This window comes from Candidatus Poriferisodalis sp. (genome assembly GCF_965203655.1).
Lineage (GTDB): Bacteria > Actinomycetota > Acidimicrobiia > Acidimicrobiales > Poriferisodalaceae > Poriferisodalis.
Window position 1 is genome coordinate 114,596 of the sequence record NZ_CBDBDD010000004.1, and the last position, 14,947, is coordinate 129,542.

Annotated in this window: 14 protein-coding genes; 3 read left to right on the forward strand and 11 right to left on the reverse strand. The window is 66.3% G+C overall.

What is annotated here, in order from left to right; all coding sequences use genetic code 11:
• Window positions 1-59: 59 nt before the first annotated feature.
• Entirely contained in the window at window positions 60-1,208 is a 1,149-nt protein-coding gene (locus tag ACOGW9_RS03250; protein WP_419908321.1) for a PucR family transcriptional regulator, read from the reverse strand.
• Between the two features lie 90 nt (window positions 1,209-1,298).
• Between ACOGW9_RS03250 and ACOGW9_RS03255 the strand changes: the two genes are divergently transcribed.
• Window positions 1,299-2,486, forward strand: coding sequence for an acyl-CoA dehydrogenase family protein (locus tag ACOGW9_RS03255; RefSeq protein ID WP_419908323.1), 1,188 nt, complete (start codon window positions 1,299-1,301; stop codon window positions 2,484-2,486).
• 108 nt (window positions 2,487-2,594) lie between these two features.
• On the opposite strand, the gene ACOGW9_RS03260 is transcribed toward ACOGW9_RS03255, so the two are convergent.
• From ACOGW9_RS03260 to ACOGW9_RS03280, 5 genes are all read right to left on the reverse strand, one after another.
• Window positions 2,595-3,584, reverse strand: coding sequence for a D-2-hydroxyacid dehydrogenase (locus ACOGW9_RS03260; RefSeq protein ID WP_419908325.1), 990 nt, complete (start codon window positions 3,582-3,584; stop codon window positions 2,595-2,597).
• Between the two features lie 17 nt (window positions 3,585-3,601).
• Window positions 3,602-4,015 carry a DUF1330 domain-containing protein gene (locus tag ACOGW9_RS03265; RefSeq protein WP_419908327.1) on the reverse strand — a complete coding sequence of 138 codons (414 nt, stop codon included), beginning with the start codon at window positions 4,013-4,015 and terminating at the stop codon, window positions 3,602-3,604.
• A 169-nt stretch (window positions 4,016-4,184) separates the two neighbouring features.
• The gene (locus tag ACOGW9_RS03270) at window positions 4,185-4,592 is read right to left on the reverse strand and encodes a TIGR03618 family F420-dependent PPOX class oxidoreductase (protein ID WP_419908329.1); all 408 of its coding nucleotides are present in this window, start codon (window positions 4,590-4,592) and stop codon (window positions 4,185-4,187) included.
• A 91-nt stretch (window positions 4,593-4,683) separates the two neighbouring features.
• A complete protein-coding gene (locus ACOGW9_RS03275) occupies window positions 4,684-5,100 on the reverse strand; it encodes an ester cyclase (protein WP_419908331.1) in 417 nt (138 codons plus the stop codon).
• A gap of 124 nt (window positions 5,101-5,224) precedes the next feature.
• On the reverse strand, window positions 5,225-6,388 hold the full coding sequence (locus ACOGW9_RS03280) for an acyl-CoA dehydrogenase family protein (protein WP_419908333.1): 1,164 nt from the start codon (window positions 6,386-6,388) through the stop codon (window positions 5,225-5,227).
• A 200-nt stretch (window positions 6,389-6,588) separates the two neighbouring features.
• Between ACOGW9_RS03280 and ACOGW9_RS03285 the strand changes: the two genes are divergently transcribed.
• Window positions 6,589-7,377, forward strand: coding sequence for a maleylpyruvate isomerase family mycothiol-dependent enzyme (locus tag ACOGW9_RS03285; RefSeq protein WP_419908335.1), 789 nt, complete (start codon window positions 6,589-6,591; stop codon window positions 7,375-7,377).
• On the opposite strand, the gene cysC is transcribed toward ACOGW9_RS03285, so the two are convergent.
• The 5 genes from cysC to ACOGW9_RS03310 are packed head-to-tail and all read right to left on the reverse strand — an operon-like array spanning window position 7,374 to window position 14,395.
• Window positions 7,374-7,997, reverse strand: coding sequence for an adenylyl-sulfate kinase (gene cysC, locus ACOGW9_RS03290; protein ID WP_419908337.1), 624 nt, complete (start codon window positions 7,995-7,997; stop codon window positions 7,374-7,376). The two genes, ACOGW9_RS03285 and cysC, sit on opposite strands and share 4 nt — an antisense overlap.
• Window positions 7,994-9,937 carry a sulfate adenylyltransferase subunit CysN gene (gene cysN / locus ACOGW9_RS03295; RefSeq protein WP_419908339.1) on the reverse strand — a complete coding sequence of 648 codons (1,944 nt, stop codon included), beginning with the start codon at window positions 9,935-9,937 and terminating at the stop codon, window positions 7,994-7,996. Before cysN ends, cysC begins: the two co-directional genes overlap by 4 nt.
• On the reverse strand, window positions 9,937-10,860 hold the full coding sequence (gene cysD, locus ACOGW9_RS03300; protein WP_419908341.1) for a sulfate adenylyltransferase subunit CysD: 924 nt from the start codon (window positions 10,858-10,860) through the stop codon (window positions 9,937-9,939). The genes cysN and cysD overlap by 1 nt, the downstream gene beginning before the upstream one ends.
• Complete coding sequence (locus ACOGW9_RS03305; protein WP_419908343.1) at window positions 10,857-13,211, reverse strand: SDR family NAD(P)-dependent oxidoreductase; 2,355 nt, start codon at window positions 13,209-13,211, stop codon at window positions 10,857-10,859. Before ACOGW9_RS03305 ends, cysD begins: the two co-directional genes overlap by 4 nt.
• On the reverse strand, window positions 13,208-14,395 hold the full coding sequence (locus ACOGW9_RS03310) for a DUF1214 domain-containing protein (protein WP_419908345.1): 1,188 nt from the start codon (window positions 14,393-14,395) through the stop codon (window positions 13,208-13,210). Before ACOGW9_RS03310 ends, ACOGW9_RS03305 begins: the two co-directional genes overlap by 4 nt.
• 279 nt (window positions 14,396-14,674) lie before the next feature.
• Here ACOGW9_RS03310 and ACOGW9_RS03315 point away from each other — a divergent pair, with 279 nt between their 5' ends.
• A complete protein-coding gene (locus ACOGW9_RS03315; protein ID WP_419853720.1) occupies window positions 14,675-14,908 on the forward strand; it encodes a hypothetical protein in 234 nt (77 codons plus the stop codon).
• Window positions 14,909-14,947 lie beyond the last annotated feature (39 nt).

Sequence of the window (14,947 nt, forward strand, 5' to 3'; positions counted from 1 at the left end):
GAGTTGTCAGCAAGTTGCACCTCATGCGGACATTAGCTAGCTGCTCGCGGCGGCGTTGCTCATTGCGTCTCACCGTTGAGGCCTGTAGCGCCGCTGACTGCGATATGCGTTGCGAGGTAGAGGTCGAGACGGTGGTCCGGGCTGTCGATGGCCGAGCCGACACGCTCGCGTATCTGGTTCATGCGGTAGTTGACGGTGTTGGGGTGGATGCCGAGGGCGTGGGCGGTGGCCTGCGGCCGGCCATGGTGGCAGAGCCACGCGTAGAGCGTTTCGACAAGTTGGGGGTTGTCCTCGATCGGTTGCAGGAGACGGCGGCTGAATGCCTCTGCAGCCGCGACGTCGGCGAACGCGACGAGATCCAGTTCGCAGTTCGTGCTGTCGATGAACTCGGGCCGGCTGCTGCGGGCCAGGGCGATTGCGCGTCGCGCAAGGCGGGCGGAATAGGCGGAATTGCCGATAGCCGTTCGCGGCCCGAGGGCCGCAACAGCGTCGTCGGCAGGGCTATTGCGGATGGTCGTGGCGTGAGCGGCGGGAATGAGCGCAACGAGTTCGTCATCGAGGTCGGCGGCGATGCTGCCTGAGGGGAGGTGCCGACGGTAGTGGTCGCGTCCGGGACCACGGGCGACGAGTACCCGGATGCGGGGCGCGGGCCGCCAATTCGCAGCTTGAGCCGCCGCTTGAAGCGCGTCATCGGTTGGAGCAGTGTCGGCCAGGACGGTGCGCAGGAGGTGATGCCGGCGGGCTTCCAGTTGGCTGGAGCGAGCAGCGGTCTCGTCGTTGTAGCCCTCGCTGAACTCGATGGAGATTTGGTCTGACCACTCAACGACAATTTCGTTTGTCTCATGGCAGGCGTCCACTGAGATGCCGAAGTCGGCGGCCCGATCGTTGACGAACCGGATGATCGTCCGCGATGCGACCCACGGTGCTCGCAGGATCTGCCCGAGCGGCCGTCCGTAGCGTCGTTCCATCCGGCCGAGTTCGACGTGTTCGCTCCAGTCCATCGGCTCGACGACGATTCCGTGCCGGGCGTCGATCGCGTGAGTCATCCCGGTGAGACTGAGTCGCAACGCCGTTTGGCGCTGCCGCCGCAGCGGGTGCCTGGCATTCTCGATTCCGTCGTTGAACCCAGGAATGCTGTGGGCGATCTCGGTGACCAGCAGTGCAAGGAGTTCGTCGTAGTAATGGCGAAGCAGGTCTGCGCCGTTCATCGCAGAATTGTACTGAGAACACAAATGGGCATCTAAGTGTCGGGCAATAGCCCCAAGAATTGCGAACAGTCCATCCATATGTTGGTGCGCGTGACACGAATACACCCTCGAGCAGAGCCCGATTCAGCGACAGCTGCAGCCGAATCGATCGCTGAGCTGCTTCGCACCCACGCCCCGGAGTCCGAACGGCTCCGCCACGTCGCACCAGAGTCCGTCCGAGCGATGGCGAATGCCGGCTTGTTTCGCCTGCTCACCCCCGCTGTCCACGGCGGTGCCGAAGCGGGTCTCGGTGCCCAGGTCGCCAGCCTCTTCATCGTTGCCGCCGCCGATCCGTCTGCCGGCTGGGTCCAGATGGTGTCCAATGCCCATGCCTGGATGGTCGGCAGCTTTCCTGTGCAGTGTCAGGCCGAGGTGTTCGCCGGAGGGCCCGACATCCGGGTCCCCGGAACACTCGCCGCGCAAGGCAAGGCCACGCGCGTCGAGGGCGGCTGGCGCCTCGACGGTCGGTGGCAGTTCGCCTCCGGAGTCGACCACGGCGACTGGCTGCTGATCGGAGCCGTTGCCGACGTGCTTGCCGAGAGCCCGACGAGGGCCCTGCACGTCATCGTTCCCAAGTCAGAGGTCGACGTCGACGACACCTGGTTCACACTCGGCCTTCGAGGCACCGGTTCGAAGGACATCGTCGCTGACGACGTATTCGTCCCCGACCACCGATCCATCGCTACCAAGATGCTCTTCGACGGACACAGCCCCCACGGCGAGGGCGGTGCCACGTTCGTCAACCGTCTCCCGGTGCTGGTATGTCTCTCCGTGCAGCTCGCGGCGGCCGTGGTCGGGATCGGTCGCGGTGCCCTCGACCTGCACATCGAGCGAACCGCAGCTCGTCGCGAGGTGTACACCAAGTCGTCCAAGGCCGAAGACCCCGGCGCCCAGATGCGCGTCGCCGAATCGGTCACCGAGCTCGACCTGGCCCGTGCCTTGATCGAGCAGGCTGCCGATCGCTGTGACGAGGTCGCCCGCACGGGCGAACGCCTCGAGCTGAACGACCGAGCCGAACTGAAATGGCACGCGGCCTACGCCGTCGAGCTGACTCGTCGATCGGTCGACCGAGTCTTCGCAGCCGCGGGTGCCCACGGGATCTACGACGACAGCCTGCTCCAGGCTCGCTACCGAGACATCAACACCGCCTGTCACCATGCCATCGTTGACTTCGACGGCAACGCGCGGCTGTACGGCCGCACTCGGTTGGGTCTCGACCCCGGAACTCCCCTCGTGTGATCCCAGCGGCCGTTCAGGTCGTTGCCGCGCCGCTTGACGCGCTTGAGGTCTCTCTCGAAGCGATTCGTGGTCCGCAGGATCACTGCGGGCTACAACAGCGGGGCGCGATCAAAAGCCGAGCACCTTGTCGGCGACGACGTAGCGGAGCGGCTCGCCGGCCAGCAGGCGGCGGCAGTTCTCGGCGATGAGCTCGAAGCGGCGCTGCCCGATGTCAGGGCCGACCATTGCCACGTGCGGCGTGATGAGCACGTTGGGCAGCGTCCAGACGCGGTGGTCGGGCGGCAGTGGTTCTCGGTCGAACACGTCGAGACCGGCGCCGGCGAGTTCACCGGCTTCGAGAGCGCCGACGAGATCGTCGAGCACGACGGTTTGGCCGCGGCCGATGTTGATGAACACCGCCGTGGGCTTCATCAGCTCGAAATGGCGCCGCCCCAGCATCCGTTCGGACTCGGGAGTGTGGGGAACGGTCATGACGACTGCGTCGGCCAGCGGGAGCTGAGCTTCGAGTTCTTCGGCTCTGAATACGGCGTCGATGGCCCCGCCCGAGGTGGTCTCGGGGCGGGCGTCGACCGCGACAACCCTCGGTCCCCACGGCTGCAGGTAGCGGGCTGCCTGGTGGGCGACGCCGCCTGCGCCGATGAACAGCACCGTCGAGTCCGCGAGGTGCAGTACCGGGGCGACCCCGCCGCGGTACTGCCGGTCGCGCTGGGCGTGCGCGTAGTGAGGCAATCCGCGGGCGAACGCAAGCAGGAACGCCATCACGTGTGTGGCGATGTGGTCGTTGTACACGCCGCGCATGTTGGTGACCACGACGGGATGGGCGGCGAGTTCGGGGGTGAAGTAGCCGAGCGGCGGATTGGCCATCGAAGCCTGCAGCCAGCGCAGCCGCGGCGCATGCCAACCCGGTGGCAGCACGCCGTATGCGGCGTCGGCATCGCCAAGCTGGTCGAGCACGTCCTTGTCGGTCACGGCGATCACGACGTCGAGATCGGTGTGCTCGGAACGCAGCGCGGCCGCCCACCCCTCGAGCACATCCACACTCGGCACTGCCGGCGCCCCGGGCGGGGCCATCAACACGAACTTGGCGGTCGTACTCACGTCAGCTCGTGCACTCGCTAGGTGGCCGCGACGGCCGGTCGTGTGGTCAGCAGGTCTTGGCAGAGCAATCCAGCCGCGCGGTGGCGGTGCATCTCGGCGTCGTCGGCATGGTTCAGGGTCGCGATGAACGCAGCCCGGTTGGGGAAGTGCATGATCAGCACGGCGTCCCAGTCTCCCTGGCCGATGAAGTAGCGCTCGGCGTGGCCATAGAGCAGGCAGCTCCCGCCGACCTCGGCAGCGGCGGCCCGGAAGGCATCGACGTAACGCTGGTAGGCGGCGACGCCGGGCTCGTCATTGGCGTGCTCGGGCTCATCTGGCCCGTAGGCGGCCTTGACCCGGAACTTCAACAGGTTGACCTGCGCAATGGGCCCATCGTGGGGGTCATCGCGGAAGGCGCGGAACTGGTCGGCGGTCGGCTGCATTGCAGGCATGGCACCTCGCTGTCGGTTCAGGGCAGTCGCACGGGTCGTGTGATTCGAGCCCCCTCAGTGAAGCGCACGACGCTCGCCGCCGCTCACGGTCCCGACCTGCTGCGCCAGCACCACGACCGCTACGACCAGGCGATCACCGCCACCGCCACTGAGCCTCGGCCGGCGGGGGCTATTCGTGGAAGATGGCGCTGGTCGGTGTGATGCGAATGACGGTGCGCTGCTGCTCGTTGAGCATCGGCACGATGCCCGAGGGATCGGGCCGCTCCTTGCCCATGAGCCGGGCGAAGACACCTGCGGTGAGCTCGGCGCGCAGCGGATCCTCCGAGATGGTCTCGGCCGTGCCGTAGACCACCAGGTGAACTCGGCCGTCGGGAACGCACAGGCTCACCGACGGCTGGCGCACGGCGTTGTGCCATTTGGCCGTGTAGCTCTTGGCCGAGATCACGATGCGGCCGTCGTCGTCCACGACGTAGCCGATCATCGATTGCTGAGGTGAGCCGTCGCTGCGGCCGGTGGCCAAGATGGCCCAGACGTGCTCCGCAAGGAAGCCGCTCTGCTGTTCATCAAGCACGGTCATGTCTCGACGCTCCTGTTCATTCCTCACCCGCGACGATCTGCCGAGCTGAACCGTCCGGTCGCGCGGCAGCTGAGTGTTTGTCGGGCTGGGCTCAGGCCCAGCCGAGCTGCTGCAGCGCGACGCCCGAGTGCCAGATCTTGGTCATGTGGGAGATCTTGTCGCCCTCGAATCGCATGTCGTACACGTAGTCCGAGCTGACCGATTTGCCTGTCGGGGGCACCGGTCCGCCCTCGCCGGTGTGGGTGCCGTTGAACACGGCGTAGGCCAGGACGCTGCTGCGCTCGGCGTCGACGGCCCACGACTTCAGGTCGTAGGTGGCGTCAGGCAGGATCATCAAGGTGCCCTTCATCCACTCGGCGTACGAGCGGAGGTCGGTGAGGTCGCCGATGGCCTCTGACTGCGCTGAGAACGTTGCGTCGTCGGCGCAGTACTGGGCGCAGCCGTCCCAGCCTTGGCCGGTCTCGCAGGCGTCGAAGAACGCTGCGGCTACGTCATTGATGTTCGACATGGAATGACCCCCTCGGTCGCTCGTACTCCCGTCGGCGCAAGCCTGACAGACCTCGCGGGGCATGTCCATGTGCGACCGGACGGTCGGCGGTGGCGCTAGTTGGCGCAGACAGCCGGCGGGTATCTCACACCATGAATCTGCTGGTGGGCTGGCCGAGCAAAAGGCGTCCGTAGTCGGCGTAGCGGACCTCGCGGTCGAAGATGAGGTGGTTGGAACCGGTCGTGATGTCGCGCAGCGCCCGCTGAATGGGGTTGTCCAGCCGGCTGCCGCCGGCGCCGGTGACCGAGCAGATGTCCCTCACGGCATCGCGGCACATGTACACGGCGTGGGTCAGGCGCGACAGCCAGATGCTGCGGGTCTCGAAGGATGCGCTGTTGCGCTGGGCCATCACATCGGCGAGCACGTCGCGGAACATGAGCTCGGCTGCGTCGATCGACAGCGCGGCCCGTGCGGCGATCGCCGGCTTGCCCTGGTCGCGTTCGGGGCCGCCGATGCCGGTTCGGTTCGCCGCGATCTTGGCCTTGGTCTGGGAGCGGTATTCCTCCAGCGCCATCTGGGCCGCACCGAGCATGGGCAGCCCCGCGGCGAAGCCGAGCACGGGAATGAGCGGCGTGCGGTACAGCTCTCCTGAGTGAACCCGGGTTGATTCGCCGGCTGCGTTCATCAGCCCGACCATCGAGACGACCCGATCGGCGGGCACGAAAACGTCGTCGACGCGGATATCCCACGAACCGGTGCCGCACAGGCCCATCACGTACCAGGTGTCGACGGGCTCGACATCCTCAGGCGGCAACGCGAAGAAGTTCGGCAGCACCCGCCCGTCGCCCTCGTCGATCATCGCGCCGACCAGCACCCAATCGGCATGGACGATGCCGGTGCCCCATTGCCACTGACCGTCGAGCCGGTAGCCGCCCTCGGTGGGGGTCGCCCTGCCGCCTCCTGCGTTCAGCGTGGCAGGGGCCAGGATGAACTGGCGCTCGGCGAAGACTTCCTTCTGGAAGCTCTCCGGATAGCCGCACATCCAGAAGTTGTGCTCGATGTAGAACGAGATCAGCCAGCCCATCGAGGCATCGGCGCGAGACAGCGTCAGCGTCACCTCGAAATAGGTGTCGAGGTCAGCTTCGTGGCCGCCGTAAGCCTTGGGAACCATGAGTGCGAAGAGCCCGCTGTCTCGGACAGCGTCGATCACCCGGTCGAGCGGGCGCCGGGCCAGCTCCGCCTCGCGGGCGGTCTCGCGTAGCAGCGGAACGAGCTCGTTCGCGGCGTCGATCAATTCCGCAGAGCTCATTGGGGAGTTGGTCATGTCGCGCCCCAGCGGTTCGTCTCAACCCTGCGAGGTCAACCGGTGCGCCCCTCGTCGGCTCGCCGGATCGCCGCCGGTCACCGTAGCCGGGTGCGATGGCGAAATCGCCGTGGTGTGACCGTCGGACCACTTCGTCTTCGCCCGCACGCCTGACAGACTGCGGCGGGTATATCCACGCTGTACCGATGACGGGGAACGAATGCGAACGCTGGGACTGGACGATGCTTGATCATGCGGAACGGGTCGCGGCGGCGCGGTCCGCCATCGACTACATCTGCGGCCGCAGCGATGAAGAGCAGGCAGCGCCAGTTCCGAATTGCCCGGGCTGGACGGTGTACAACGCGGCGTCGCACATCGGCCGAGTCGGGATCGCGTGGGAAGAGATGATCACCTCGACGCCCGATGACCCCGAGTCTCGGGCACGTGGATATGAGCGAGCTGGCCGCCAACCGGCCGGAACCTCTACGGCAGAACTCGCAGCGTGGGCACACTCAGCCATCGATCAACTCACCGACGACCTCGACCGGCGCTGCTACTTCTCGATGACCGGAGGCGAAGGCAATCCGCGGTTGTGGGCCTGGCACGCAGCCTCCGAGCTCGGCATGCACCGTCTCGACGTCGAGGCGGCCCTGAGCCACGAGCACTCCATGACGCCGTCGCAAGCTTTCGACGCCGCCGATTACACGTGCCAGTTCTTCCTGCAAGCGATGCGCCGCGTCCTCGAACGTGACCCCGGCGGGCTCACCGCCCGGCTCGTCGATGCCAGCGGCGAGATCGGCAGCGTGTCCATCGAGCCCTTGCCCGAGTCCGAATCACCGCCATCGGTGGTGGTCGAAGGTCCGCCGATCCAGGTCTTGCTCGCACTGTGGGGCCGTCCCCACGTCAGCGTCGAGGTAACCGGCGGCGACCCGCAGGTCTGGCAGCAGTGGCGGACCCTGCCCACCGAAGCCTTCCAGTTCGGCACCTGGGACTAGTCGAGCTGCGCTTCCGACAGGGGGAGGGCGGCGAGGAGCTGGGTTATGCAGTCTTCTAGGGGTTGGGTGGTGTCGATGGTGATCTCCGGTGTGGGCGGTGGTTCGTAGGGGGCGGAGATGCCGCTGAAGTCGGGGATCTCGCCGGCTCGGGCCTTGACGTAGAGGCCCTTGGGGTCGCGGGATTCGCAGACTTCGAGCGGCGTGTCGACGAACACCTCGATGAAGCCGCCTTCGGGATGGATGGCCCGTACTTGGTCACGGTCGGCGACATAGGGCGAGATGAAGGCCGTCAGCACGACGACTCCGGCGTCTTGGAACAGGCGGCACACCTCGCCGATGCGGCGGATGTTCTCAGTGCGGTCTTCGGGTGAGAAGCCGAGGTCGCGGTTGAGCCCGAAGCGCACGTTGTCGCCGTCGAGGACATAGGCGGCAACGCCGCGATCGAGCAACGCCGCTTCGAGAGCGAACGCAAGGGTGGACTTGCCGCTGCCGGACAGCCCGGTAAACCACACCGTCACCGCACGGTGGCCGAAGTGCGCTTCGCGGTCGGCGCCGGTGACGTGCCCTTCGGCGCGCACGATGTTGCGCGAGACCGGTTCGTTGCCGGCGCCCGCACTCACGGTGTGTTCTGTCCTCTCAGAAAACCGCGCTCGGTCAGCATGCGCACGATGGCGTCGATGCACTCGTCGACGTCTTGGGTCGAGGTGTCGACGCGCAGGTCGGCATCGGTTGGTCGGTCGAAGTCGGCGGAGACGCCGGGGAAGCGGGGGATCTCCCCGCTGTCGGCCATCGCGTAGAGGCCGTGAGGGTCGCGCTCGCGGCACACCTCGATGGGCGTGTCCACGAAGACCTCCACATAGCGATCCGCGCCCACCAGGTCACGGGCTCGTTGCCGCACGTCACGGTCGGGGGCCACCATTGCGGCGATCGCGATGAGGCCCTGGCCGTTCACGAGCCGTGCCACCTCCGACACCCGGCGCAGGTTCTCCGAGCGTTCCTGGGTGCTGAAGCCCAGGTCACGAGAGATGCCCATGCGAACGTTCTCGCCGTCGAGACGGATCGACACCTTGCCCCGATCGAACAGCTCACGTTCGAGGGCCGTGGCGAGCGTGGACTTGCCGGCAGCGGTGAGCCCTGTCAGCAGGATGGTGCACGGCTGCTGGCCGAAGCGGATCGCCCGCTCCGCGTCGCTGATCTCCGAGCGCTGGCGAACCAGGGCCGCATCGGGCGTGCGGTCCCACGCAGACGCCGCGCCCATGATCATTCCTGCGGCCACTGTGGCGTTCGTGAGCCGGTCGACGAGCACGAACGAGCCGGTCGCCCGGTTGGCGCTGTAGGGGTCGAAGGCGAGCTCCCGGTCTGAGGTGATGACGCAGTGCCCGATGTCATTGAGCCCAAGGCCCGGGGCCTGCTCGTGTGCGCCGGTATTGATGTCGATCCGATGCCGGACGTTGCGGATGGTGCAGTTGGAGACCGTGTTGGTCGTCTGCAGCAGGTAGGAGCTGCCGGACTCGGCGCCGGCCTCAGACATCCACACCACCATGGCGTCGAGGTCGTGTGCCCGCTGGGGTTCACTTCCTGGAGTCACCAGCAGATCGCCGCGGCTGACATCGATGTCGTCAACGAGTGTCACCGTGACCGCCCGTCCCGGCCCGGCCACATCAAGGTCGCCATCGAAGGTCGCAATCCGTTCCACCGTCGAGCCGAGCCCCGAAGGCAGCGCCACCACCTCGTCACCGGGCCGGAGCACGCCCGAAGCTACGGTCCCGGCGTACCCGCGGAAGTCGGCATCGGGGCGGGAGACCAGCTGCACCGGCATGCGGAAATGCTCCAGCTCGACGCTGGCATCGATGTCCACCGTCTCAAGATGCTCCAGCAGCGGCGGACCGTCGAACCAGCCCAGATTGCCGCTGGCATCGACGACGTTGTCGCCCAAGAGCGCGGACATCGGCAGGAAGTACGGCTGGCCAAAGCCGAGCGGCTTGGCGAACGAGCGGTAGTCCTCGCAGATCTCGGTGAACCGATCCTGCGACCAGTCGACGAGGTCCATCTTGTTGACCGCCACCACCACCTGGCCGATGCCCAGCAGGCTGGCGATGTAGCTGTGGCGCTTGGTCTGGGGCAGCACGCCGTGGCGGGCGTCGATCAGGATCACCGCCAGATCGCACGTCGAGGCACCCGTCGCCATGTTGCGGGTGTACTGGGGGTGCCCCGGCGTGTCGGCGATGATGAACGTGCGGCGGGCCGTGGAGAAGTAGCGGTAGGCCACGTCGATGGTGATGCCCTGCTCGCGCTCGGCGCGCAGGCCGTCCATGAGCAGCGCCAAGTCGACCCCCTCGCCCGCCGAGCCGTGGGCCGCCGAGTCAGCTTCGAGGCTGGCGAGCACGTCCTCGTAGATCAGCTGCGAGTCATGCAGCAGCCGTCCAATCAGGGTCGACTTGCCGTCGTCCACGCTGCCGCACGTCAGCAGGCGCAGCAGGTCCTTCTGCCGATGCGAGGCCAAGTACGCCTCGACATCCGACCCGTCGAGGTCGTCAGTGCCGGGCAGCTCAGAGGCCATCAGAAGTACCCCTCACGCTTCTTCTGCTCCATGGAACCCGACTGGTCGAAGTCGATGACGCGGCCTTCCCGCTCGGAGCGGGTGGCCACCAGCATCTCGCCGATGATCTCCGGCAGCGTGGTGGCCGTCGACTCGATGGCACCCGACAGCGGGTAGCAGCCCAGCGTGCGAAACCGCACCAGCCGCTGCTCGGCCACCTCGCCCTCATCGAAGACGAACCGGTCGTCGTCCACCATGATCAGCACGCCGTCACGCTCCACCACCGGCCGCTCGGCCGCGAAGTACAGCGGCACGATCGGGATCTGCTCGACGTGGATGTACTGCCACACGTCGAGCTCGGTCCAGTTGCTCATCGGGAACACCCGGATCGACTCGCCCTGGTTGACCCGGCCGTTGTAGAGATTCCACAGCTCGGGTCGCTGGTTCTTGGGGTCCCAGCGGTGATGGGCGTCGCGGAAGCTGAACACCCGCTCCTTGGCCCGTGACTTCTCCTCGTCGCGCCGGGCGCCACCGAACGCCGCATCGAACCGGCCGGCGTCCAGCGCCTGGCGCAGCGCTTGGGTCTTCATGATGTCGGTGTAGTTCTTCGACCCGTGATCGAAGGGATTGATGCCCTGCGCGACCCCCTCAGCGTTGGTGTGCACGATCAGTTCGAAGCCGATCTCGTCGGCCATCCGCTGGCGGAACGAGATCATCTCGCGGAACTTCCACGTCGTATCTACGTGCAGCAGCGGGAACGGGATCCTGCCGGGATAGAACGCCTTGCGGGCCAGGTGCAGCAGCACCGAGGAGTCCTTGCCGATCGAGTACAGCATGACCGGCCGCTCGCACTGGGCGACCACCTCGCGCATGATCCCGATCGCCTCGGATTCGAGCTGCTGCAGGTGGGTCAGCCGCAGCTCGGTGGGCAGCGTTGCGCTCATTGCAGGCCCCTCGATTGCTCCACCATGACCTGGCTGGCTTCCCACAGCTTGGCCCCGTTTGCGGGGTCGGCTGCACTCTCGGAAACCTGCTTGCGGTGCATCAGGTGCAGGTAGAGCCCGGTGGAGCTGCCGGCCTCGGGCGCGCAGCACAGCCAGACGATGGGCTCGATGGCGTCATCAGGCGACCGGAAGAACAGTCGAAGCAACGGGTCGACGACCGATCGGAGCGGCGCAGGCGCGCCGCGGGTGATGTTGGTGGCGACGCCTCCCGGGCACAGTGCATGCACTGCTATCTCGACTTCATGGTGCTCGGGATCGCGGAGGCCTTCGTCGGCTTCGCCGGGGCGATTCAGCCGGCGCGACAACTCCGTGGCGTAGGTACACAGTGCGAGCTTGCTCAAGCCGTAGTGCCGCATGCTGTCCTTCATGCCATAGGAGGCGAACTCGCCGAGGCAATCGAAATCGATGGCTGCGCCGGATCGGTGCGCTTCCGAAGAGACGAACACGATCCGTGGCGGGTCACCCCCCGGAACCGCCGGAACAACAACGCCGTCGGACAGCCAGCGGTCGATCATCACCCGGTTAGCCAGGAAATGGACGGCGAACATCTCGTCGTAACCCTGCGCAGAGCGCCTCGCGGCGGGCGTCATCAGGCCGGCATTCATCAGCGCGATGTCGATGCGGACGCCTCGATCACGCAGCTCATCGCAGCAACGGTGCACCGACCGGAGATCAGCAAGGTCGACCTCGACCAGCTCCACTGTCTCCGAGCCGGACTCGCGCTTGATCTCCTCGCAGACGCCGTCATGTCCGGGGCGGCAGGCCAGGATCATGCGGCCGCCACGCCGTGCGAGCTCTACGGCGGCTGCCCTGCCGAGGCCGCTGTTGGCCCCGGTCACCAGGCAGGTCTTGCCGTCGATCCTCACGTCGTCGGCGACTGCTTCGATATCCGGCGCCGTGGGATTGCGGAGGTCACGGACAGCCGTGGCCAGGGCACCGACGAAGCCGCGGTCGCCGATCCCGCGTTCCGGCAGTCCCTCGGATGCAGGCTTCTCGCCCTCGGTCGACGATGACGGCGGGGCATCGGCGTCCGCCGGTAGGCGCCGGTCGCTTTCGAAGGGGATCGTGTATGCCTCGCGGTAGGCAGCGAACGTCTCGTCGATTCCTTGCTCAGTCAGCTCGAAGTCTTCGAGTTGGTAATCGTGCGTGCCGAAACGGTTCTGGGGGTTCGCCGCCAGGTACTGCTCGGCTTGGCGTTCGGCTGTGCCGTCGAAGCCGACGCCGGCCGCTTCGCACACGCGCTGCGCCTCACCGATCGGGTCGGTCATCAGGTCGTAGTACGACACGTCGACGAACTGACCGGCTGGTGACCCGGCTCGAACCTGCATGGCCCGCTGCACCATCCGCTGCGTCTTGCGGCACCAGTGCCGGCCGATCTCCGCAGCATTGACCGAATCGCTGAAGATGCCGTGGCCGTGGGCGACCATGCTGCAAAACGAGGCCAACGTGACACGGGGGTCGCGGTGGGCCTGGACCACCGTGGCGCTCCCGAATGACTTGCAGAAGGCGTCGAGGAACTCCAGGTGGTGGGGAGTCTTGAGCACCCAGGCACCGGTGGCCCGCTGCCACGCAAGGACCTGCAGCACCCGGCGGAGGAATTCGTAGTTCTGGGTGTGGTCGTGATCTTCCAGCCAGCGGGAATAGCTGGGCACCGTCATGGTGGCCTCGGCTGTCTGGCTCATGAAGTTCAGGTCGAGCAGCAGGACGTCCTCTTCGGCCTGGTCGTGCCCCACCGGGTGGATCGCCTGAAAATCGGGCGCCAGGTACGAGACGGTCCGCTGGGCGAGCATCGCACGCCACCTGCGGGACCGCTCGGAGCGTTCTGCGGTCTCGCCCGTCGCCACCGGCACGAGCGCCTCGGCGCCGGTGATGCCCCGGATCTGAGGGTGCGAGCACAGCAGCCGCTGCAACAGGGTGGTGCCGGTGCGCTGCAATCCGGTGACCAGGATGATCGTGCCCAGATCGATGTCTTCGATCTCGGGGTGCCGCGTCACCAGGTCCTGAATCCGCAAGCGCTGCACCAGCGCATCGGTGAGCCGTGACTTCTGGATCACCCGCCCGACCGGAGTGAGCCGGGCCTCGTCGTTGATCGACGCCACGAGCACGCCGAGAGCTTCGGCGTGACCGTCGTCGCCGAAATCGCTGAGACCGGTCTTGCGTCGCGCTGCAGCCCGAAGCGCGTCGACATCCAGGCGATCTGGCAGTCCGAAACTCGCGCCGGCCTCGCTGAGCCGGTTGAAGGCTCGCACCCCCAGCGGACGGTAAGGGTGTTCGTAGTCGGTGGAGGTCATGACGATCGCAGGCTGGCGAGCTTGACCACCCGGCACGCCGGTTGGGGGTGCTCGTTGGCCCGAACCCAGCGGAAGCACATGGTGCCGAAGGTATGGCCGGCGGTCTGCAGCCAGTTGGGCAGGCCCGGGTCGTCGTGCGCAACGACGAGACGCACCGAGCCGTCGTCCTCGTACCGGGCGAGATGCATGTTGGTGTGGACGGTGAAGTGGCGATAATCCAACGACTCCATCCAGTAGTTGTTCAGCTGGAAGTTCCAGTGCTCGCATGCCGGCGGCATGACCTCGATCACCAGCGCCTCGTCGGGTTCGAGCGCCCAGTGGCTGTGGTAGTAGGCGATGTTGGGGTCGCCTCCCGCGGCCAACGAGGTATCGGGGTCGAATCTGGGCAGCTCGTTGCTGTGCTTGGAGAAATCACGGGCCCACTTGGCGAACAGCAGCGGTGCGCCCATCACCAGCGCTCCGGCCTTGCCGAGCCCTTCGTCGAGCGACGCTGCCGTGAGATGCGAAGGCTGGCCTTCGGTTGGGGTGCAATTGATGCGTTCGATCGACAGATCTGCCGGTGTTTCGGAGCCGCGGTCCCCGAAGGTCTGGCGCACCACCAGGGCACCGGTCTCGGGAGTCATCGGAAGCCAGTTCCCGCTCTGCGGGCTGCTGCTGAGCACCAGCTCGAAGCGGCCGTCGGCATCCATCTCGATCTGGTCGGATTCGATGTAGCCGGTGGGGGGCAGCCCGCCTCCCTGGCCGTAGTTGCCCGACTGGGTCCCGAAGCTCAGGTAGGCGATGGTGTTGCGCTGTCCGGTGATCCTGTAGTCGTAGGTGCCGTCGAGCGAAGCCGTCAGGTAGAAGTTGTCGGGATTGTCGGCACCCATCTTGGTGTTCTCGTTGACCACGCGATGCAGCACGGGCGTCTTGGGGTCGGCGTGCTCGACGAAGGCCATCAGGCCTGCCCTCGTGATGCGGCTGAGGTAGCGGTATCCCTCCGCTTGGCTGAAGGGGTCCTGCGGTGCCCCTGGGAAGCTCAGCGCAGCGCCCGCCGCTTTGAGCGAGTCGCAGAACTCGTTCCACGACTGGCCGCTTGTGACGCGCCGTTCAGCCACGTCGTCGTCGGTGACGCCTCGAACCTGCCGCAGGAGCTGGGTGGCTTTCCGGAACGCGGCCAGCAATCCGATGACAATGCGTCGCATGGCGTAGGTCTACCGACAAATCCCTTTGCGCCGGTCGTCTAGGTTTGCCTAGACAACAAACGTGCCGAAAAGGACCGAGCTAGTGCGCCAAGTCCGACGGCTCGCCGATAGATATGGCTGCACAGCAATAATCCTGCGCCAAGGAAAGCACGAGATCTGGGAGTGTGCCGGCTTCAGGTTCCCGATTCCGAGGCATCGAGAAATTGCAGACGGAACCGCACGGACGATCCTTGGCAAGCTGGAAGAGCATCTTGAACAAGTGGCGCCGGGAGAAGACTCATGAGCGCACCATTTCGAGCAGTTGCAGAACGAAACGGTGACTGGTGGGAGATCGAGATCATCTCGGGCCTGCCTCGCAACGTCCTTGGTGTCAGTCAAGCCCGCCGCAAGAGCGATGTTGAACGAGTTGCGCGAAGTGTGGTCGCCGAACTACTCGATGTCGGGTCCGACGGCATCGAGATCGACATCGAGTTCAGGCCGGCATCTGATCGCGGTACGACTGCCGTCGCCTAGCAGGCCTAGCGCCGACCTGACCTCGTCCCAAGGGACATA